This is a genomic window from Yokenella regensburgei, assembly GCF_051486985.1.
Lineage (GTDB): Bacteria > Pseudomonadota > Gammaproteobacteria > Enterobacterales > Enterobacteriaceae > CBFFRJ01.
On the sequence record NZ_JAHVDV010000003.1, the window covers coordinates 114,257 to 133,203 of the forward strand.

Sequence of the window (18,947 nt, forward strand, 5' to 3'; positions counted from 1 at the left end):
TAAAGTGAATACAACGCTGTTTCGATGGCCGGTTCGGGTCTATTACGAAGACACTGATGCCGGTGGTGTGGTTTACCACGCCAGCTATGTTGCTTTTTATGAACGAGCACGCACTGAGATGCTGCGCCATCATCACTTTAGCCAGCAAGTCCTGCTGGCCGAACGGGTCGCATTCGTGGTACGTAAAATGACGCTGGAGTACTTTGCACCCGCCAGACTCGACGATATGCTCGATGTCCAAACGGAAATAACATCAATGCGTGGTACCTCCCTGGTCTTCACGCAGCGGATCGTCAACGCAGAGAACACGGTGCTTAATGAAGCCGAGGTTCTTATTGTTTGCGTTGATCCACTCTTAATGAAGCCTCGTGCGCTTCCCAAGTCTATTGTCGCGGAGTTTAAGCAGTGACTGACATGAACATCCTTGATTTGTTCCTGAAGGCTAGCCTTCTGGTCAAACTTATCATGTTGATTTTGATTGGTTTTTCAATCGCATCCTGGGCCATCATCATCCAGCGAACGCGTATTCTTAATGCTGCTGCCCGTGAAGCGGAGGCCTTTGAAGACAAGTTCTGGTCCGGTATTGAACTCTCACGTCTGTATCAGGAAAGCCAGGGGCGTCGCGAAAATCTGACCGGCTCGGAACAGATGTTTTACAGCGGATTCAAAGAATTTGCGCGCCTGCACCGTGCTAACAGCCATGCGCCTGAAGCCATTGTTGAAGGGGCGGCGAGGGCGATGCGTATTTCCATGAACCGTGAGCTTGAAAATCTGGAAACGCATATTCCTTTTCTCGGCACTGTGGGTTCTATCAGCCCTTACATCGGTCTCTTTGGTACCGTATGGGGGATTATGCATGCCTTCATCGCGCTTGGCGCGGTGAAACAGGCCACCTTACAAATGGTTGCGCCGGGTATTGCTGAAGCGTTGATCGCGACCGCTATCGGTCTGTTTGCGGCGATTCCAGCGGTAATGGCATACAACCGCCTGAACCAGCGCGTGAACAAACTGGAAATGAACTACGACAACTTTATGGAAGAGTTCACGGCTATTCTGCATCGTCAGGCGTTTACCAGCACCGAGAGCAACAAGGGGTAAACCATGGCCAGAAAGCGTGGACGCGGCAGTCGTGACCTCAAGTCCGAAATCAACATTGTGCCTCTGCTGGATGTGTTGTTAGTGTTGCTGCTGATCTTTATGGCAACCGCTCCCATCATTACGCAGAGTGTTGAAGTTGATCTGCCAGACGCGACAGATTCGAAAAGCGTCAGCACCAACGACGATCCACCGGTCATTATTGAGGTTTCGGGTGTCGGCCAGTACAGCGTGGTAGTGGAAAAAGATCGTCTGGATCAGCTACCGCCTGAACAGGTTATTGCAGAGGCGCAGCGCCGTTTGCAAGCCAATCCGAAAACCGTTTTCCTGATCGGTGGCGCGAAAGAAGTGCCTTACGATGAAATCATTAAAGCGCTAAACCTGTTACATAGCGCGGGTGTGAAGTCGGTTGGCTTGATGACGCAGCCTATTTGATCCCCGGCATAACAGGCGGGCAGTTTTTGGGAACCGAGAGTGTCAAAGGCAACCGAACAAAACGACAAACTTAAACGCGCGATCATCATCTCAGCCGTGCTGCACGTAGTGCTTGTAGCTCTGCTGATTTGGAGTTCGTTCGATGAAAATATTGACGCTTCTGCCGGCGGTGGTGGCGGTTCATCCATCGATGCGGTGATGGTTGATCCCGGCGCCGTGGTGCAGAATTACAACCGCCAGCAACAGCAGCAGTCCAGTGCGAAACGTGCTGAAGAGCAGCGTGAGAAACAGGCGCAACAGCAGGCTGAAGAGTTACGTGAAAAGCAGGCTGCCGAGCAGGAGCGCTTAAAGCAGCTTGAGCAGGAGCGTTTGCAGTCGCAGGAAGCGGCACGTCAGCAGGCTGAGCAGCAGAAGAAAGCGGAAGAAGCGGCGAAAAAGGCTCAGGAAGCGCAGAAGCAGGCTGAAGAGGCCGCTGCAAAAGCGGCCGCTGATGCAAAAGCGAAAGCGGATGCTCAGGCAAAAGCCGCTGCGGATGCTGCTAAGAAAGCAGCAGCAGACGCCGCGAAGAAAGCCGAAGCCGATGCAGCTAAAGCGGCGGCGGATGCGCAGAAAAAAGCCGAAGCTGAAGCTGCTAAAGCTGCAGCAGACGCTCAGAAGAAAGCGGAAGCAGACGCGGCGAAAAAAGCCCAGCAGGATGCTGAGAAGAAAGCCGCTGCTGAGGCTGCGAAAAAAGCGGCTGCAGCAGAGAAAGCCGCCGCTGAGAAGGCTGCTGCTGCTGAAAAAGCCGCTGCCGAGAAAGCTGCGGCCGCTGAAAAAGCGGCTGCTGAGAAAAAAGCTGCCGCCGCTGAAAAAGCCGCTGCCGATAAAAAAGCCGCTGCTGAGAAGGCCGCCGCTGACAAAAAAGCGGCTGCTGACAAAAAAGCGGCTGCTGACAAAGCTGCTGCTGCGAAGAAAGCGGCTGCAGAGAAAGCGGCGGCTGCGTCAGGCGTGGATGATCTGTTTGGCGACCTGAGTTCCGGTAAGAATGCACCGAAAGCGGGCGGAGGAGCGAAGGGGAATAGTGCGGCAGCAGCAGGTGCAGGTAATACTAAAAACAATGGTGCGTCAGGAGCTGATATCAGTAACTATGCGGGCCAGATTAAGTCGGCGATTGAAAGCAGGTTCTATAACGACCCTTCTTATAATGGCAAGACTTGTACATTACGCATTAAGCTCGATCCGGATGGGACACTTAGAGACATTCAGTCCGAAGGGGGTGATCCAGCTCTCTGTCAGGCAGCGCTTGCGGCGGCACGACAGGCTAAAATTCCTAAACCCCCTACACAGGCGGTTTATGAAGTGTTTAAAAATGCACCACTGGACTTTAAGCCATAACCATAGATTTCTCATGAAAATGTAGAAAAAGTGGCTATGTTATGACCATGAACTAAGTCATTTTGTGTCTTTGAGTTTGTTAACATTCTGCTAAATTATCGCGGGTTTTCCGCCCGGATAAGGGAGATATGATGAAGCAGGCATTACGTGTAGCGTTTGGTTTTTTAATGCTGTGGGCAGCGGTGCTGCATGCAGAAGTACGTATCGAGATCACCCAAGGGGTCGACTCGGCACGCCCAATCGGTGTTGTACCTTTCCAGTGGGCAGGGCCGGGTGCTGCACCTGAGGACATCAGTGATGTCGTTTCCTTCGATTTGCGCATGAGTGGAAAATTCAATCCGCTGGACAAATCTCGCCTGCCCCAGTCACCGGCAACCGCACAGGAAGTTCAGCCTGCGGCATGGTCTGCGCTGGGCATTGATGCAGTCGTCGTCGGCCAGGTAACACCTAACCCGGACGGCAGCTTCAACGTGGCCTACCAGCTCGTTGATACCGGCGGAGCGCCAGGTACTGTCCTTTCACAGAACTCTTTCAAAGTCACTAAACAGTGGCTGCGCTACGCGGCGCACACCGCCAGTGACGAAGTGTTCCAGAAGCTGACCGGCATTAAAGGCGCGTTCCGTACCCGTATCGCTTATGTGGTACAGGCTAACGGCGGCCAGTTCCCGTATGAGTTGCGCGTATCCGATTACGATGGTCACAACACCTCGGTGATTCACCGTTCGTCTCAGCCGCTGATGTCTCCTGCCTGGTCTCCGGACGGTTCGCAGCTGGCTTATGTGACGTTTGAAAGTGGTCGTTCTGCGCTGGTGATTCAAAATCTGGCAACCACTGCAACGCGTCAGGTGGCTTCTTTCCCGCGTCATAACGGTGCGCCTGCGTTCTCGCCTGACGGCAGCAAGATCGCCTTTGCACTGTCTAAAACCGGTAGCCTGAACATCTATGTGATGGATCTGGGTTCCGGTCAAATCCGTCAGGTTACCGACGGTCGCAGCAATAACACTGAACCGACCTGGTTCCCGGATAGCCAGAATCTGGCGTTTACTTCCGACCAGGCAGGCCGTCCACAGGTCTATAAAGTCAATGTGAATGGCGGTGCAGCACAACGTATCACCTGGCAGGGTTCGCAGAACCAGGATGCTGACGTCAGTGCTGATGGTAAATTTATGGTAATGGTGAGCTCCGAAGGCGGTCAGCAACACATTGCCAAACAAGATCTGGCAGCGGGTGGCGTACAAGTTTTGTCGTCAACGTTCCTGGATGAATCGCCAAGTCTGGCACCTAACGGCACGATGGTAATCTACAGCTCTTCTCAGGGGATGGGATCCGTGCTGAATCTGGTTTCTACAGATGGGCGGTTCAAAGCGCGTATTCCGGCGTCTGATGGACAGGTAAAATCACCTGCCTGGTCGCCGTACCTGTAAATAATAAATAATTGATTACTAAAGGATCAAAGAAATGCAACTGAACAAAGTGCTGAAAGGGCTGGGTATCGCTCTGTCCGTAATGGCAATCGCCGCATGTTCTTCTAAAAAGAACGTGAGCAACGACCAGAGCGGCGAAGGCATGATGGGTGCTGGCACCGGTATGAACGGCAACGGCAATATGTCTTCTGAAGAGCAGGCGCGTCTGCAGATGCAGCAGCTGCAGCAGAACAACATCGTTTACTTCGATCTGGACAAATTTGACATTCGTTCTGATTTCGCTGCGATGCTGGATGCTCATGCTAACTTCCTGCGTAGCAACCCGTCCTACAAAGTCACCGTAGAAGGTCACGCGGACGAACGTGGTACGCCGGAATACAACATCTCCCTGGGCGAACGTCGTGCTAACGCCGTTAAAATGTACCTGCAGGGTAAAGGCGTTACCGCTGACCAGATCTCCATCGTTTCTTACGGTAAAGAAAAACCTGCAGTACTGGGTCATGACGAAGCGGCTTACTCCAAAAACCGTCGTGCCGTACTGGTTTACTAAGAGAATTGCATGAGCAGTAACTTCAGACATCATCTAATGAGTCTGTCGTTACTGGTTGGCATAGCGGCCCCCTGGGCCGCTTTTGCTCAGGCGCCAATCAGTAGTGTCGGCTCTGGCTCGGTAGAAGATCGGGTCACTCAACTCGAGCGTATTTCTAATGCTCACAGTCAACTATTAACGCAACTTCAGCAGCAACTCTCTGACAACCAATCCGATATTGATACCCTGCGCGGTCAGATTCAGGAAAGTCAGTATCAGTTGAACCAGATTAATGAGCGGCAGAAGCAGATTCTGACGCAGATTGAAAGTCTGGGCAGTGGTGCAGGTGCGGCTGCAGGGCAGAACCCGCAAGCCTCTGGCGACCAAAGTGCGGCAGCGGCACCTGATGCCTCTGCATCCACTGCGGCCCCTGTGCAGAGCGGTGACGCCAACACGGATTACAATGCGGCAATCGCCCTGGTGCAGGATAAGTCTCGCCAGGATGAAGCGATGACTGCATTCCAGAATTTCGTCAAAAATTACCCGGATTCGACCTATATCCCGAATGCCAATTACTGGCTCGGTCAGTTGAATTACAACAAGGGTAAAAAGGACGATGCGGCATACTATTTTGCGTCGGTAGTGAAAAACTATCCGAAGTCACCAAAAGCGCCTGATGCCATGTTTAAAGTCGGCGTCATCATGCAGGACAAAGGTGATACAGCAAAAGCGAAAGCTGTTTATCAGCAAGTGGTCGCGAAATATCCTGGCACTGACGGCGCAAAACAAGCGCAAAAACGTCTTGGTTCGATGTAGCGAATAGCGCTTGACCAGAAATCGCGTTATTTCTGGTCTTGTCGCGTGAATCGTAAGCAGTTAAGTGATCTTCCTCGAAATTTTTGTTGCGCTGAATTCTTAAATCAGTAATATATGCCGCCGTTGCCAAGGGATATCAAACATCTCAAAAGCAGCGCAGAAGTGGGTCGTTAGCTCAGTTGGTAGAGCAGTTGACTTTTAATCAATTGGTCGCAGGTTCGAATCCTGCACGACCCACCAATCGTTCTGGTGGAACGCGATAGTAAAACGTGAAGGATAAGGTTGCGACAGCAACGGCCCGTAGGGCGAGGCGAAGCCGAGTCATCCTGCACGACCCACCACTTAAAGTAGTATCCAGCGCAGTATCGGGTGATTAGCTCAGCTGGGAGAGCACCTCCCTTACAAGGAGGGGGTCGGCGGTTCGATCCCGTCATCACCCACCACTCGGGTCGTTAGCTCAGTTGGTAGAGCAGTTGACTTTTAATCAATTGGTCGCAGGTTCGAATCCTGCACGACCCACCAATAGTTCTGGTGGAACGCGATAGCAAAACGTGAAGGATAACGTTGCGACAGCAACGGCCCGTAGGGCGAGGCGAAGCCGAGTCATCCTGCACGACCCACCACTGTATGTGGTTCCGAGTAAAAATCTTCAGGCGACACCCGAATGGGTCGTTAGCTCAGTTGGTAGAGCAGTTGACTTTTAATCAATTGGTCGCAGGTTCGAATCCTGCACGACCCACCATCCTGAATGATTTAAGCAGTAAATCCCGCAAGGGGTCGTTAGCTCAGTTGGTAGAGCAGTTGACTTTTAATCAATTGGTCGCAGGTTCGAATCCTGCACGACCCACCAATGTAAAAAAGCGCCCTAAAGGCGCTTTTTTGCTATCTGCGATATATAAGATTCGAACCTGCAGCAGGTTCGGGTCTCACGCAGTGCGACAACGGAGCCGCTCGCGGCGACGGCCCGAAGGGCGAGGCGAAGCTGAGTCATTCTGCACGACCCACCAATGTAAAAATGGCGCTGGCGGCGCTTTTTTGCTATCTGCGATATATAAGATTCGAACCTGCAGCAGGTTCGGGTCTCACGCAGTGAGACAACGGAGCCGCTCGCGGCGACGGCCCGAAGGGCGAGGCGAAGCCGAGTCATCCTGCACGACCCACCAGGGTAAAAATGGCGCTGGCGGCGCTTTTTTGCTATCTGCGATATATAAGATTCGAACCTGCAGCAGGTTCGGCTCGACAAAATTGTCGGGAACAATTTTGCACAACGCGAAGCGTTGCCCGAAGGGCGAGTCTCAGGATGAGACAAGTAGCGCAGTGAGACAACCGAGCCGCTCACGGCGCTTTATTATCCACCCTCTCTTCTGGGTATAACCTCGTTACCTATGCCTGTACCTGGCGCAGCTAATCAATTCCTGTGACTTTTGCCGCCCGATCCGCTATCGTGTTTAGTATATAAAACACATTAGCCTTTCTTTTCTCCCCATCCTTCAAAGACAGGCATTTTTGTTAAGTCAGCAAAACGAGTGAGCAGAATGAGCGTAATGTTTGATCCGGAAGCAGCCATTTATCCTTTCCCGCCTAAACCCATGCCTCTCAGTCGGGATGAGAAACAGTTTTACCGCGACAAAATCAAGCGCTTACTAAAAGAGCGCGATGCGGTAATGGTCGCGCATTACTATACCGATCCAGAGATCCAGCAGCTCGCTGAGGAGACAGGTGGTTGCATCTCTGATTCCCTGGAGATGGCGCGCTTTGGCGCGAAGCACGCCGCCTCGACGCTGCTGGTAGCCGGGGTGCGTTTCATGGGTGAGACGGCGAAAATACTCAGCCCGGAGAAAACCATTCTTATGCCAACCCTCCATGCAGAGTGTTCACTCGATCTTGGCTGCCCCATTGAGGCTTTCAGCGCTTTTTGCGATGCCCATCCAGACAGAACCGTGGTGGTGTACGCCAATACCTCCGCTGCGGTAAAAGCACGCGCCGACTGGGTTGTCACCTCCAGCATTGCCGTGGAACTGATAGAACATCTGGACAGTCTGGGGGAGAAAATCATCTGGGCCCCGGACCGCCATCTCGGTAGCTACGTGCAAAAGCAGACCGGTGCCGATGTGCTGTGCTGGCAGGGGGCCTGCATTGTCCACGATGAGTTTAAAACGCAGGCGCTGGGTCGGATGAAGGCCCTCTATCCTGACGCGGCGGTGTTAGTGCATCCTGAATCCCCCCTCGCCGTGGTCAGGCTCGCCGATGCCGTAGGCTCAACCAGCCAGTTAATTAATGCTGCAAAGACCCTTCCGCACAAACAGCTTATCGTTGCCACTGATCGTGGGATTTTTTATAAAATGCAGCAGGCGGTGCCAGAAAAAGAGCTACTGGAAGCGCCAACAGCCGGAGAGGGCGCTACCTGCCGCAGCTGTGCCCACTGCCCGTGGATGGCGATGAATGGCCTTAAAGCGATTGCTGATGGCCTTGAAAATGGTGGAACAGCTCATGAGATTCATGTGGATGCGGCACTGCGTGAAGGGGCGTTACTGCCGCTTAACCGTATGTTAGATTTTGCGGCTACACTACGTCCGTAACATTTATAACGCGTAGGAATACGCTCTGGGGAAAAGATGGATTTTTTTAGCACGCAGAACATTCTGGTACATATTCCGATCGGGGCCGGAGGCTACGATCTTTCATGGATAGAGGCGGTAGGAACGCTGGCGGGGCTACTGTGTATCTGGCTCGCCAGCCTGGAGAAAATCAGTAATTATGCGTTTGGCTTAATCAACGTCACGCTGTTCGCCATCATCTTTTTCCAGATCCAGCTCTATGCCAGCCTGCTATTACAGCTCTTCTTTTTTGCGGCAAACATTTATGGCTGGTATGCATGGTCCCGACAAACGACATCGAACGAAGCCGCGTTGCAGATTCGTTGGCTGCCGTTGCCGAAGGCCATTGGCTGGCTGGTAGCCTGTGTCTGTGCCATCGGGCTGATGACGGCCTTTATTGATCCTGTCTTTGCGGTACTGACCCGCATTGCGGTGAGCCTGATGCAGACGCTCGGGCTTAATGTCGCCATGCCGGAACTGCAACCCGATGCCTTCCCGTTCTGGGATTCCTGCATGATGGTGCTGTCGATTGCTGCCATGATCCTGATGACCCGTAAGTATGTTGAAAACTGGCTACTTTGGGTCATCATCAATGTCATCAGCGTTGTTATCTTCGCACTGCAAGGCGTCTGGGCCATGTCGCTGGAATACATGCTGCTGACCTTTATCGCGTTAAACGGCAGCCGTATGTGGATGAAGAGCGCCCGTGAGCGTGGCTCCAGAGCGTTTTCCCGTTAATGATGATGTAAATGGGCGTGCTCAGACTGCATCTCGCTGAGGTGGCAGTCTGGCACGCTGCAGGGGTGATACTCCATCTGAATAGTGGCGTGTTCAATTTGGTAATGATGGGCCAGGAAATGCGCAATCTGGCGGAGAAGACCATCATGGTCGTGGGGCGGGATAACATGCACATGCAGCGTCATAAGCCTTTTCTCGCCCACCAGCCAGACATGCACATGATGAACATCGCGTACCGCCGGAATAGCACGCCGGACATGGCGTTTAAGCGCCTCCACATCCATTGACACCGGCGCCCCCTCCAGCAGTTCATTGACACTCTCGCGTAACAGTGACCATGCGCTACGCAGTACCAGTAGCGAGACCAGTACCGAGAGGATCGGGTCGGCAGCCGTCCAGCCGGTATACATGATAATGAGCGCGGCGATAATCGCCCCGACCGATCCCAGTAAATCGCCCAGCACATGCAAAGCCGCCGCGCGCACATTGAGATTCTTCTCTTCGTTGCCGCGATGCAGCAGCCAGAATGCCAGCAGGTTTGTCAGAAGCCCGGCCACCGCGATAGCCATCATGGTCGCACCGGCCACCGGTTGCGGGTGTCTGAAGCGAACAAAAGCTTCCCAGATGATAAAAACCGTAATCACCACCAGGGCAATGGCGTTAACGAAAGCAGCTAGTGTGGTCAGTCGCAGCCAGCCAAACGTGCGGGTGGCGCTGGGAGGTCGTCTGGCAAAATGAACCGCCAGCAGGGCGAAAAAGAGGGCCGCGGCATCGGTAAGCATGTGGCCCGCATCGGCCAGCAGAGCCAGCGAGCCTGAAATAAACCCGCCGACCACTTCCACCAGCATAAACAGCGCCGTAACGCTAAAAGCCAACAGTAGACGTCTGGCGTTGGCATCTTCAGGAAGGGATGAGTGTGAATGAGAATGCGCCATGTTAAGCGTCCTGTGTCAAAACGATATCAGCGACTTACATCATTGCAGATCTTTTCCCATCCCACAGAAAAAATTAAGGAGAGCCGAAGCTCTCCTTTTTCATTCCCGAATCAGTGTTACTGAGTCGTACCGTCGGTTTTAGTGTTGGTATCGTTGTTAATACCCTCACCGGTCTGGACTTTTTCATTGATGTCCGGACATTTACCGTCTTTACACTGGGAATTTTTATGAATTTCATCTTTGGTCATGCTGTTATCGCTCATCCCGTGTTTACCATCATTGTTGGAATGCAGCATGGTACCGCTTTGAGTGCCCGAGTTGTTCGGCGCAAGATTTTCTTTTGCATCTGGTGCAACCTGGCCTGCATTTGCCGCGGCGTTAGCCTGGCCGTTATTCGTTTGTGAAGTGGAGTCCGCTGCTAATGCCGCGCCACTTGCCATGGTCAGGGTAGTCGTCAGTAAAAGTGCCGCTAATTTATTCATTTTCATCATGATGCTCCTGTTCTGGTCGTCATTTGCCGATCGGCTGATCGGTTTAACGTGCGCGAACGAGTTATCACGCTCAGTGGTTAAAAATTCCTTACATGCAATAAATTGCAGCATGGAATATCGCAATAAAATAAAAACAAAGTATTTACACTTAAAAAGTGTAGCCCTGGAATCACTGTTCGCTACTTTCTGGCGGTTTTTAGCGTAATTCCAGGAATTTTCTGCCCGTAGTGTAAAATCGCGTTTACACTCCTTGACCGACAAGTTAGATTGGATAGATTGCATTCATTAAAAATAGTTGGCAAAGCTGGAACGAACATGACTTATCAGAACGATGATTTACGCATAAAAGAGATCAACGAGTTATTACCCCCGGTCGCACTCCTTGAGAAATTCCCCGCCACTGAAAATGCAGCCAATACGGTTTCCCATGCCCGCGCTGCTATCCACAGCATTTTGCGCGGCAGCGACGATCGTCTGCTGGTGGTCATTGGTCCTTGCTCCATTCACGATCCCGCAGCGGCGAAAGAGTATGCCGCACGGCTGCTGACGCTACGCGAATCGCTTAAAGATGAGCTGGAAGTGGTAATGCGCGTCTATTTTGAAAAGCCGCGTACCACCGTGGGCTGGAAAGGGCTTATCAACGATCCGCATATGGATAACAGCTTTCGGATCAACGATGGACTGCGCATTGCACGTAAGTTGCTGCTTGAGATAAATGACAGCGGTCTGCCGGCAGCGGGTGAGTTTCTCGATATGATAACCCCACAGTATCTTGCTGATTTGATGAGCTGGGGGGCCATTGGTGCCCGCACCACTGAATCGCAGGTCCACCGTGAACTGGCCTCCGGCCTCTCATGCCCGGTTGGTTTTAAAAACGGTACTGATGGCACCATCAAAGTAGCCATCGACGCCATTAATGCTGCCAGCGCGCCGCACTGCTTCCTGTCGGTGACGAAATGGGGCCATTCAGCTATTGTTAACACGGCGGGTAATGGCGACTGCCATATCATCCTGCGCGGCGGGAAAACGCCTAATTACAGCGCCTCGCACGTGGCAGAAGTGAAGCAGGGTCTGGAAAAAGCCGGTCTTAAAGCCCAGGTCATGATTGACTTCAGCCATGCAAACTCCAGCAAGCAGTTTAAAAAGCAGATGGACGTGGGTACGGATGTCTGTGGCCAGATTGCCAGTGGCGAAAACGCCATTATGGGCGTGATGATTGAAAGTCATCTGGTAGAAGGTAATCAGAGTCTGGAAAGCAGTGAACCGCTGGTCTATGGCAAGAGTGTGACCGACGCCTGTATCGGCTGGGAAGACACGGAAATCCTGTTGCGTCAGCTGGCAGAGGCAGTAAAAGCCCGCCGCAAATAAATACACTTCATCCTTTGGTCTGTCTCTTTGTTGGCCGGACTCAGAAGCCCCAGTTACATAGTTATATGTTACTGGGGATTTCTTCCTTTGCCGCCTCGACACAGCCTCAAATGAGTTTGTGTATTGGACCCACAAAGAAAAAAAGCGTGGATTTCTCCACGCTTTTTCATGCAAAACGAAAAATTACTTCGCTTTACCCTGGTTGGCGACGGCTGCTGCTTTTGCAGCGATTTCGTCGGCGTTACCCAGGTAGTAATGCTTAACTGGCTTGAAGTTTTCATCGAACTCATAGACCAGCGGGACGCCAGTCGGGATGTTCAGTTCGAGAATTTCATCTTCACCCATGTTATCCAGGTATTTCACCAGCGCACGCAGGGAGTTACCGTGGGCCGCGATGATCACGCGCTCGCCGCTTTTCAGGCGTGGCAGAATGGTTTCTTCCCAGTAAGGCACAACGCGTTCGATGGTCAACGCCAGACTTTCTGTCTGCGGCAGCTCTTTATCGGTGAGTTTTGCGTAACGCGGATCATGGCCCGGGTAACGCTCATCATCTTTAGTCAGCTCCGGCGGGGTTACCGCAAAGCCGCGACGCCATTGCTTAACCTGCTCGTCACCATACTTCTCAGCAGTTTCCGCTTTGTTCAGACCCTGCAGCGCACCGTAGTGGCGTTCGTTCAGCTTCCAGGATTTCTCAACCGGCAGCCAGGCCTGATCCAGTTCGTCCAGTACATTCCACAGGGTGTGGATGGCACGTTTCAGCACAGAGGTATAAGCGAAATCGAAGCTGAAGCCTTCGTCTTTCAACAATTTACCTGCCGCTTTGGCTTCGCCCACGCCTTTTTCTGACAGATCAACGTCATACCAACCGGTAAAGCGGTTTTCGTTGTTCCACTGACTTTCGCCGTGACGAACCAGAACCAGCTTAGTTACAGCCATATACTTACTCCTCATAAGCCTGATTGAATGATAACAATTCTCATTATATTGCCCGGCGATGCGCCGCAGCAACGATTACCCTTAACCATAGCGAAAATAGTCGCGCAGTGTAAGGTGCATGTGAATCAGGGGTTACCATTTTGTCGATAACTGACCGATTTTTCAGCGTTTCGGGCAAAAAAAACCCTCCGCAGGGAGGGTTTTACATCAGGCTGGAATGAACTGATACACCGTCTGGCTGACGTACCTGTCGCCGGGCTTAAGCACGCAGTCAGGCTGCGGGAAGTCCGGGCGGTTGGGGCTATCAGGTAAAAATTCACTTTCCAGCGCCAGGCCCTGCCACGCGCTGTAGACGTTGTTACCCCGCGCCGGGGCGCCTTCCAGATAGTTACCGGAGTAAAACTGTAAGGCGGGTGCAGTAGTGAAGACGGTCATCTGCAGCTGCTTATCTGTTGACCATAGCTGGGCGGCTGGCTTTGTGACGTCGCCCTGGGTCTGCAGTAAGAACGCATGATCATAGCCCTTCACGGCCCGCTGATCGTCATCGCTGAGGAATTCCAGGGCGATAGGTTTCGGCTGGCGAAAATCGAAGCTGGTTAAGGCTACTTTTTTCAGACTACCAACCGGGATCCCCATCTCATCAACCGGAAGATAGGTATCGGCCAGCAGTTGCAGGGTATGGTTACGCACATCGCTCTGCTCGCCATCAAGATTGAAATAAGCATGGTTAGTAAGATTGACAGGGCAGGGCTTGTCGGTAGTCGCCTGGTATTCAATCGCAAGGCGGTTATCGTCATCCAGCCGGTAGAGCACGCTGGCGAGAACGTTACCTGGAAAACCCTGGTCCCCATCGGGAGAGGTAATAGAGAGCAGGGCTTCGCTGTCGTTCTGACGCTCAATTTTCCAGCGACGCTTGTCGAAGCCTTCCGGGCCGCCGTGCAGCTGGTTTTTCCCCTGGCTTGGGGTGAGTGGGTAGGTTTTACCGTCCAGAGTAAACGAGCTGTTCGCTATACGGTTGGCATAGCGCCCCACTGAGGCACCCAGAAAGGCGGTCTGCTCAATGTAGTGTTCAGGCGTGGCACAGCCTAACAGCGCTTCACGAACGGTCCCGTCTTTCATCGGTACCCGGGCGGAGAGCAGGGTGGCCCCCCAGTCCATAACGCTTACAACCATCCCTGCGCTGTTGCGCAGGGTAATCACTCGAAAAGGCAGGCCGTCAGGTGCGGCCCCGGTGGTTTCATTTAGCACTGTCCTGCTCCCTGTGATGGTTTACAGACATAAAAGGTCTCTTTGATCCCGGTTTTCGCTTCGTATTGTGCTTCTACCGCTTGTTTAACGGTATCCACCATTGATTCGGGCACCAGTGATACGATGCAACCACCGAAACCACCGCCGGTCATACGCACGCCGCCGTGATCGCCAATCACCCCTTTTACAATCTCAACCAGTGTATCAATTTGTGGGACGGTAATTTCGAAGTCGTCACGCATAGAGGCGTGGGATTCCGCCATCAGTTCACCCATGCGTTTCAAATCCCCTTTTTCCAGGGCGGAAGCCGCTTCAACGGTGCGGGCGTTTTCGGTCAACACATGGCGAACGCGTTTTGCCACCACCGGATCAAGCTCATGCGCCACGGCATTAAACTGAGCGATATCGACGTCACGCAGCGCTTTTTGCTGGAAGAAACGCGCACCGGTTTCGCACTGTTCGCGGCGGGTGTTGTACTCACTTCCCACCAGCGTACGCTTAAAGTTGCTGTTAATGATGACGATAGCCACCCCTTCCGGCATGGAAACCGCTTTGGTTCCCAGGGAGCGGCAGTCGATAAGCAGAGCATGGTCTTTCTTGCCAAGCGCAGAGATGAGCTGATCCATGATGCCGCAGTTACAGCCGACAAACTGATTCTCCGCCTCCTGGCCATTAAGCGCTATCTGGGCGCCATCCAGCGGCAGATGATACAGCTGCTGGAAGACCGTCCCCACCGCCACTTCCAGCGAAGCCGAGGAGCTTAGCCCCGCACCCTGTGGAACGTTGCCGCTGATCACCAGATCCGCGCCGTGGAAGGTGTTGTTGCGCTGTTGCAGGTGTTTTACCACGCCACGCACATAGTTAGACCACTGTTGGCTCTGATGCGTCACGATAGGGTCATCAAGGGAAAACTCATCCTGCTGATTGTCATAATCTGCGGCTATAACGCGCACAATATTGTCAGGACGTGGGGTACAGCTGATTACCGTCTGGTAATCAATGGCACAGGGGAGCACGAAACCGTCGTTATAATCGGTATGTTCACCAATCAGGTTCACGCGCCCCGGTGCCTGGATGGTATGAGTGGCAGGGTAGCCAAATTTTTCAGCAAACAGAGCAAGCGTTTTTTCTTTCAGACTCATTTTAAACTCCTGATTCGCGAAAATGGATGTCACTGACCGCGCGCAGGCGTTCGGCAGCTTGTTCGGCAGTCAGATCGCGTTGCGTTTCCGCGAGCATTTCATATCCGACCATAAATTTACGCACGGTGGCAGAACGCAGCAGCGGCGGATAGAAGTGCGCATGCAGCTGCCAGTGGGTATTGTCCTGTTCAATAAAGGGCGCGCCATGCCATCCCATAGAGTAAGGGAACGAGCACTGGAACAGATTATCGTAACGGCTGGTGAGGCGCTTCAGTGCCAGCGCCAGATCGCTGCGCTGGGCATCGGTGAGATCCGTCATCCGCAGGATATGGGCTTTTGGCAGCAGCAATGTCTCAAACGGCCACGCGGCCCAGTAAGGCACAACCGCCAGCCAGTGTTCGGTCTCCACAACCGTGCGGCTGCCGTCTTTGCTTTCACGAGCGGCATAATCCACAAGCATAGGTGAACCGTACTGACTGAAGTATTCTCTCTGCAGTCGGTCTTCGCGTTCGGCTTCATTAGGCAGGAAGCTGTTGGCCCAGATTTGCCCATGCGGGTGTGGGTTAGAGCAACCCATGGCCGCGCCTTTATTCTCAAACACCTGAATCCACGGATAGCGTTGACCCAGCTCCAGCGTCTGTTCCTGCCAGGTTTTCACCACATCTTCCAGCGCGCTCAGGCTCAGTTCTGGCAGCGTCTTGCTGTGATCCGGCGAGAAGCAGATGACGCGGCTGGTGCCGCGAGCGCCCTGACTGCGCATCAGCGGGTCGTCACTTTCTGGCGCATCCGGCGTGTCGGTCATCAGGGCTGCAAAATCGTTGGTGAAGACATAGGTGCTCGGATAATCGGGGTTTTTGTCTCCTGTGACACGGGTATTACCCGGGCAGAGGAAACAGTCCGGATCATGTTTCGGCAGCGTTTCTTTCGACGGCGTCTCCTGCGCGCCTTGCCACGGGCGTTTGGCACGGTGCGGGGAGACCAGGATCCATTGCCCGGTCAGGGGGTTGTAACGGCGATGCGGATGATCGACCGGATTGAATTGCGTCATGATCCTTCCTTAATCTTCGTAGCCTTGCGGGTGGCGAGACTGCCAGCGCCAGGTATCTTGTGCCATCTCATCAAGCGTGCGGGTAACGCGCCAGTTGAGTTCAGTGTCTGCTTTGCTGGCATCCGCCCAGTACGCCGGGAGATCGCCATCGCGACGGGGTGCAAAGTGGTAGCTGACGGGCTTGCCGCAGGCTTTGCTGAAGGCGTTAACCACATCCAGTACGCTACTGCCTACGCCCGCACCGAGGTTATAGGTGTGTACACCTGATTTACCGGCCAGTTTCTCCATGGCGGCAACGTGGCCATCGGCCAGATCCATGACGTGGATGTAATCCCTGACGCCGGTGCCATCAGGCGTCGGGTAATCATTGCCGAAAATGGCCAGCGAATCGCGACGACCGACAGCAACCTGTGCGATGTAGGGCATCAGGTTATTGGGAATACCTTGCGGGTCTTCCCCCATATCCCCTGACGGATGTGCGCCAACCGGGTTGAAGTAACGCAGCAGGGCAATGCTCCACTCTGGTTGGGCTTTTTGCAGATCCGCCAGAATCTGTTCCACCATCAGTTTGCTTTTGCCGTACGGGCTTTGTGGGGTGCCGGTCGGGAAACTTTCGACATAGGGGATGTTGGGCTGATCGCCGTAGACGGTGGCGGAAGAGCTGAAAATGAAGTTCTTGACGTTAGCCGCGCGCATGGCATTCACCAGCCGCAGAGTACCGTTCACGTTGTTATCGTAATACTCCAGCGGTTTAGCGACCGATTCACCGACGGCTTTTAAGCCAGCAAAATGGATGACAGCCTCAATAGCATGGTCATGCAGGATTTCCGCCATCAGCGCTTCGTCGCGAATATCCCCTTCAACGAAAAGCGCGGATTTTCCGCCGAGGCGCTCCAGCACCGGCACCACGCTACGCTTACTGTTACAGAGGTTGTCGAGAATGATGACGTCATGGCCATTTTGCAGCAATTGTACGCAGGTATGGCTTCCTATGTAACCGCTACCACCGGTGACAAGAACTTTCATTTTTCACTCCATTAGGCGTATGTTATGAACTAACAGTAGCATAACAGAGATGTCAAAACTGTGATATGCGATAAGTTTGTGGAATCGCTTACACTAAGATTTCAATGCAGGGATAGAGCGGAAAAAGAGATTATAAATCAAAAGAATGAATAACGAATGATGCATAAAATCCGAAAATGAATCGACAAGAGAGCAGGAGCGACAGCTCCCGCCCATGAAACTTAATCAAACTGATAGCGCCAGCCCTCGCCATCGGACACAAATTGTAAGCGGTGCGTGATACAGTCAGGGGCATCATCAGCATGATGAGAAACAAACAGCAGCTGCGTTTCACCTTCCCCGATAAGCACGTCAATAAAACGTCTGATCAACTGGCGGTTTAGCGGATCCAATCCCTGTAAAGGTTCATCCAGAATCAGTAAGGTCGGGTGCTTCACCAGCGCGCGGACGATAAGCGCAAGCCGCTGCTGCCCCCAGGAGAGACTATGGAAAGGGGCATCAGCCGTTTGGGCAGTGAAGCCCAGAATATCCAGCCACTGCTGTGCGAGCTTACGCTGTTTATCTGATACCGCCTGGTAAAGCCCAATCGAATCGAAATACCCTGAAAGAATGACGTTGCGCACGGTGGTGCTGACGCGGTAATCCAGATGCAAGCTACTGCTGACATAACCTATGTGCTTTTTGATGTCCCAGATGGTTTCTCCGCTGCCGCGACGGCGCCCAAATAAGGTCAAATCGTTGCTGTACCCCTGAGGATGATCGCCGGTCACTAAACTTAACAGCGTCGATTTTCCTGCGCCGTTAGGGCCACTGATCTGCCAGTGTTCTCCCGCTTTCACCGTCCAGTTGAGATGCTGAATGATGGGCCGATCGTTGTAAGAGACGAGGCCATCGTTAAGAACAATCAGCGGCTCGCCCTGGTTGAGCAACTCGCGGGCTGGCGGAGCATCAGGCTCCGGCAGACGCATACCCGACAGTTTTTCACTGTGCGCCAGTTGGGCTATCAGCGCCTGCTCCAGCAGGGTGGCCTTTTCCCCCGTCGCCGTCAGGGTGCAGTCGACCAGCACTCCTGCACGCTGCACAAAACGTGGGATCTCATCGAACCGGTTCAGCACCAGCACCAGGGTATAGCCGTCAGTATTTAACTCCGCGAGTAATTCAGCCAGCTGTTCGCGCGACTGGACGTCGAGCCCGTCGAAGGGTTCATCAAGAATCAGCAGATCCGGTTGCGACATCAGGGCCTGACAGAGCAGCGTCTTTCGGGTCTCACCGGTCGAGAGATACTTAAACCGGCGGGCGAGCAGGTGGGTAATACCAAAACGTTCCGCCAGCGCCTGGCAGCGCGCACGGTCTCTGACCTCTTCCTGAATGATGTCCGCCGTGGTACGACCGGTATCCTCTTCACCAGGACTCAGCAGATCGGTGTTGTTACGTTGCCACTCCTCGCTTACCAGCTTCTGTAACTGCTCGAAAGAGAGGCGGGTGATACGGGTAAATGTGCACTGGCGTGCGCCGTTGAGGAGCGTCAGCTCCCCGGCGAGGGCTCTGGCGAGCGCGGATTTACCGCTACCGTTTGCGCCGACAAACGCCCAACTCTCCCCGGCGCTCAGGGTTAAATTCTCTATGGTGAGCGTGCGGGTGTCACTCAGACGAAACGTGCCTTGCGCAATTTGCAATGATGACATGATGTATCCCATTTTTTGCAGCGATACCACAGGGATACGTCCTGAACAACAACTTGTCAA

18 protein-coding genes, 5 tRNA genes and 2 other RNA genes are annotated in these 18,947 nt (G+C 53.2%); 17 read left to right on the top strand and 8 right to left on the bottom strand.

Annotated features, from left to right (window positions below):
* Positions 1–4: 4 nt before the first annotated feature.
* The 16 genes from ybgC to pnuC all read left to right on the top strand — a co-directional run bounded on the left by ybgC (position 5) and on the right by pnuC (position 9,008).
* Entirely contained in the window at positions 5–409 is a 405-nt protein-coding gene (gene ybgC, locus KXR87_RS03735) for a tol-pal system-associated acyl-CoA thioesterase (RefSeq protein ID WP_437430921.1), read from the top strand.
* The gene (gene tolQ, locus KXR87_RS03740) at positions 406–1,098 is read left to right on the top strand and encodes a Tol-Pal system protein TolQ (protein WP_437430922.1); all 693 of its coding nucleotides are present in this window, start codon (positions 406–408) and stop codon (positions 1,096–1,098) included. Before ybgC ends, tolQ begins: the two co-directional genes overlap by 4 nt.
* A 3-nt stretch (positions 1,099–1,101) precedes the next feature.
* Positions 1,102–1,530 (top strand): colicin uptake protein TolR, encoded by a 429-nt coding sequence (gene tolR / locus KXR87_RS03745; RefSeq protein ID WP_437430923.1) that lies wholly within the window; start codon positions 1,102–1,104, stop codon positions 1,528–1,530.
* A 39-nt stretch (positions 1,531–1,569) separates the two neighbouring features.
* On the top strand, positions 1,570–2,904 hold the full coding sequence (gene tolA / locus KXR87_RS03750; RefSeq protein WP_437430924.1) for a cell envelope integrity protein TolA: 1,335 nt from the start codon (positions 1,570–1,572) through the stop codon (positions 2,902–2,904).
* 131 nt (positions 2,905–3,035) lie between these two features.
* Positions 3,036–4,328, top strand: a complete 1,293-nt coding sequence (gene tolB, locus KXR87_RS03755; RefSeq protein WP_437431029.1) for a Tol-Pal system beta propeller repeat protein TolB — start codon at positions 3,036–3,038, stop codon at positions 4,326–4,328.
* A 34-nt stretch (positions 4,329–4,362) separates the two neighbouring features.
* Complete coding sequence (pal, locus tag KXR87_RS03760; RefSeq protein ID WP_437430925.1) at positions 4,363–4,878, top strand: peptidoglycan-associated lipoprotein Pal; 516 nt, start codon at positions 4,363–4,365, stop codon at positions 4,876–4,878.
* Between the two features lie 9 nt (positions 4,879–4,887).
* Positions 4,888–5,673, top strand: a complete 786-nt coding sequence (gene cpoB / locus KXR87_RS03765) for a cell division protein CpoB (protein ID WP_437430926.1) — start codon at positions 4,888–4,890, stop codon at positions 5,671–5,673.
* Positions 5,674–5,837: 164 nt separating this feature from the next.
* A tRNA-Lys gene (locus tag KXR87_RS03770) sits at positions 5,838–5,913 on the top strand.
* 127 nt (positions 5,914–6,040) lie between these two features.
* Positions 6,041–6,116: transfer RNA gene (locus tag KXR87_RS03775), tRNA-Val, on the top strand.
* A gap of 3 nt (positions 6,117–6,119) precedes the next feature.
* Positions 6,120–6,195: transfer RNA gene (locus KXR87_RS03780), tRNA-Lys, on the top strand.
* A gap of 144 nt (positions 6,196–6,339) precedes the next feature.
* A tRNA-Lys gene (locus KXR87_RS03785) sits at positions 6,340–6,415 on the top strand.
* A 32-nt stretch (positions 6,416–6,447) separates the two neighbouring features.
* Positions 6,448–6,523 (top strand) — tRNA-Lys (locus KXR87_RS03790).
* Positions 6,524–6,552: 29 nt separating this feature from the next.
* Positions 6,553–6,680: non-coding RNA, RtT sRNA (locus tag KXR87_RS03795), on the top strand.
* A gap of 28 nt (positions 6,681–6,708) precedes the next feature.
* A non-coding RNA gene (locus KXR87_RS03800) (RtT sRNA) lies at positions 6,709–6,836 on the top strand.
* A gap of 372 nt (positions 6,837–7,208) precedes the next feature.
* The gene (nadA, locus tag KXR87_RS03805) at positions 7,209–8,252 is read left to right on the top strand and encodes a quinolinate synthase NadA (RefSeq protein WP_437430927.1); all 1,044 of its coding nucleotides are present in this window, start codon (positions 7,209–7,211) and stop codon (positions 8,250–8,252) included.
* Positions 8,253–8,288: 36 nt separating this feature from the next.
* On the top strand, positions 8,289–9,008 hold the full coding sequence (gene pnuC / locus KXR87_RS03810) for a nicotinamide riboside transporter PnuC (RefSeq protein ID WP_437430928.1): 720 nt from the start codon (positions 8,289–8,291) through the stop codon (positions 9,006–9,008).
* On the opposite strand, the gene zitB is transcribed toward pnuC, so the two are convergent.
* Positions 9,005–9,943 carry a CDF family zinc transporter ZitB gene (gene zitB, locus KXR87_RS03815; RefSeq protein WP_437430929.1) on the bottom strand — a complete coding sequence of 313 codons (939 nt, stop codon included), beginning with the start codon at positions 9,941–9,943 and terminating at the stop codon, positions 9,005–9,007. The genes pnuC and zitB overlap by 4 nt on opposite strands.
* Before the next feature lie 116 nt (positions 9,944–10,059).
* Complete coding sequence (locus tag KXR87_RS03820) at positions 10,060–10,431, bottom strand: protein YbgS (RefSeq protein ID WP_437431030.1); 372 nt, start codon at positions 10,429–10,431, stop codon at positions 10,060–10,062.
* 318 nt (positions 10,432–10,749) lie between these two features.
* On the opposite strand from KXR87_RS03820, the gene aroG reads away from it, so the two are divergent.
* A complete protein-coding gene (aroG, locus tag KXR87_RS03825) occupies positions 10,750–11,802 on the top strand; it encodes a 3-deoxy-7-phosphoheptulonate synthase AroG (protein WP_437430930.1) in 1,053 nt (350 codons plus the stop codon).
* 183 nt (positions 11,803–11,985) lie between these two features.
* Here aroG and gpmA read toward each other — a convergent pair whose 3' ends face one another.
* From gpmA to modF, 6 genes are all read right to left on the bottom strand, one after another.
* Positions 11,986–12,738, bottom strand: a complete 753-nt coding sequence (gene gpmA, locus KXR87_RS03830; RefSeq protein ID WP_437430931.1) for a 2,3-diphosphoglycerate-dependent phosphoglycerate mutase — start codon at positions 12,736–12,738, stop codon at positions 11,986–11,988.
* Positions 12,739–12,945: 207 nt separating this feature from the next.
* On the bottom strand, positions 12,946–13,986 hold the full coding sequence (galM, locus tag KXR87_RS03835) for a galactose-1-epimerase (RefSeq protein ID WP_437430932.1): 1,041 nt from the start codon (positions 13,984–13,986) through the stop codon (positions 12,946–12,948).
* Positions 13,980–15,128 carry a galactokinase gene (gene galK / locus KXR87_RS03840; protein WP_437430933.1) on the bottom strand — a complete coding sequence of 383 codons (1,149 nt, stop codon included), beginning with the start codon at positions 15,126–15,128 and terminating at the stop codon, positions 13,980–13,982. Before galK ends, galM begins: the two co-directional genes overlap by 7 nt.
* Before the next feature lies 1 nt (position 15,129).
* The gene (galT, locus tag KXR87_RS03845; protein ID WP_437430934.1) at positions 15,130–16,176 is read right to left on the bottom strand and encodes a galactose-1-phosphate uridylyltransferase; all 1,047 of its coding nucleotides are present in this window, start codon (positions 16,174–16,176) and stop codon (positions 15,130–15,132) included.
* 9 nt (positions 16,177–16,185) lie between these two features.
* Entirely contained in the window at positions 16,186–17,202 is a 1,017-nt protein-coding gene (gene galE / locus KXR87_RS03850; RefSeq protein ID WP_437430935.1) for a UDP-glucose 4-epimerase GalE, read from the bottom strand.
* 221 nt (positions 17,203–17,423) lie between these two features.
* Complete coding sequence (gene modF, locus KXR87_RS03855; RefSeq protein ID WP_437430936.1) at positions 17,424–18,887, bottom strand: molybdate ABC transporter ATP-binding protein ModF; 1,464 nt, start codon at positions 18,885–18,887, stop codon at positions 17,424–17,426.
* Positions 18,888–18,947: the final 60 nt, after the last annotated feature.

Excerpts from the sequence above, each read along its gene's own strand:
- tolR (WP_437430923.1), top strand. The coding sequence starts at position 1,102 with ATGGCCAGAAAGCGTGGACGCGGCAGTCGTGACCTCAAGTCCGAAATC.
- tolB (WP_437431029.1), top strand. The coding sequence starts at position 3,036 with ATGAAGCAGGCATTACGTGTAGCGTTTGGTTTTTTAATGCTGTGGGCA.
- pal (WP_437430925.1), top strand. The coding sequence starts at position 4,363 with ATGCAACTGAACAAAGTGCTGAAAGGGCTGGGTATCGCTCTGTCCGTA.
- cpoB (WP_437430926.1), top strand. The coding sequence starts at position 4,888 with ATGAGCAGTAACTTCAGACATCATCTAATGAGTCTGTCGTTACTGGTT.
- nadA (WP_437430927.1), top strand. The coding sequence starts at position 7,209 with ATGAGCGTAATGTTTGATCCGGAAGCAGCCATTTATCCTTTCCCGCCT.
- pnuC (WP_437430928.1), top strand. The coding sequence starts at position 8,289 with ATGGATTTTTTTAGCACGCAGAACATTCTGGTACATATTCCGATCGGG.
- zitB (WP_437430929.1), bottom strand. The coding sequence starts at position 9,943 with ATGGCGCATTCTCATTCACACTCATCCCTTCCTGAAGATGCCAACGCC.
- KXR87_RS03820 (WP_437431030.1), bottom strand. The coding sequence starts at position 10,431 with ATGAAAATGAATAAATTAGCGGCACTTTTACTGACGACTACCCTGACC.
- aroG (WP_437430930.1), top strand. The coding sequence starts at position 10,750 with ATGACTTATCAGAACGATGATTTACGCATAAAAGAGATCAACGAGTTA.
- gpmA (WP_437430931.1), bottom strand. The coding sequence starts at position 12,738 with ATGGCTGTAACTAAGCTGGTTCTGGTTCGTCACGGCGAAAGTCAGTGG.
- galK (WP_437430933.1), bottom strand. The coding sequence starts at position 15,128 with ATGAGTCTGAAAGAAAAAACGCTTGCTCTGTTTGCTGAAAAATTTGGC.
- galT (WP_437430934.1), bottom strand. The coding sequence starts at position 16,176 with ATGACGCAATTCAATCCGGTCGATCATCCGCATCGCCGTTACAACCCC.
- galE (WP_437430935.1), bottom strand. The coding sequence starts at position 17,202 with ATGAAAGTTCTTGTCACCGGTGGTAGCGGTTACATAGGAAGCCATACC.
- modF (WP_437430936.1), bottom strand. The coding sequence starts at position 18,887 with ATGTCATCATTGCAAATTGCGCAAGGCACGTTTCGTCTGAGTGACACC.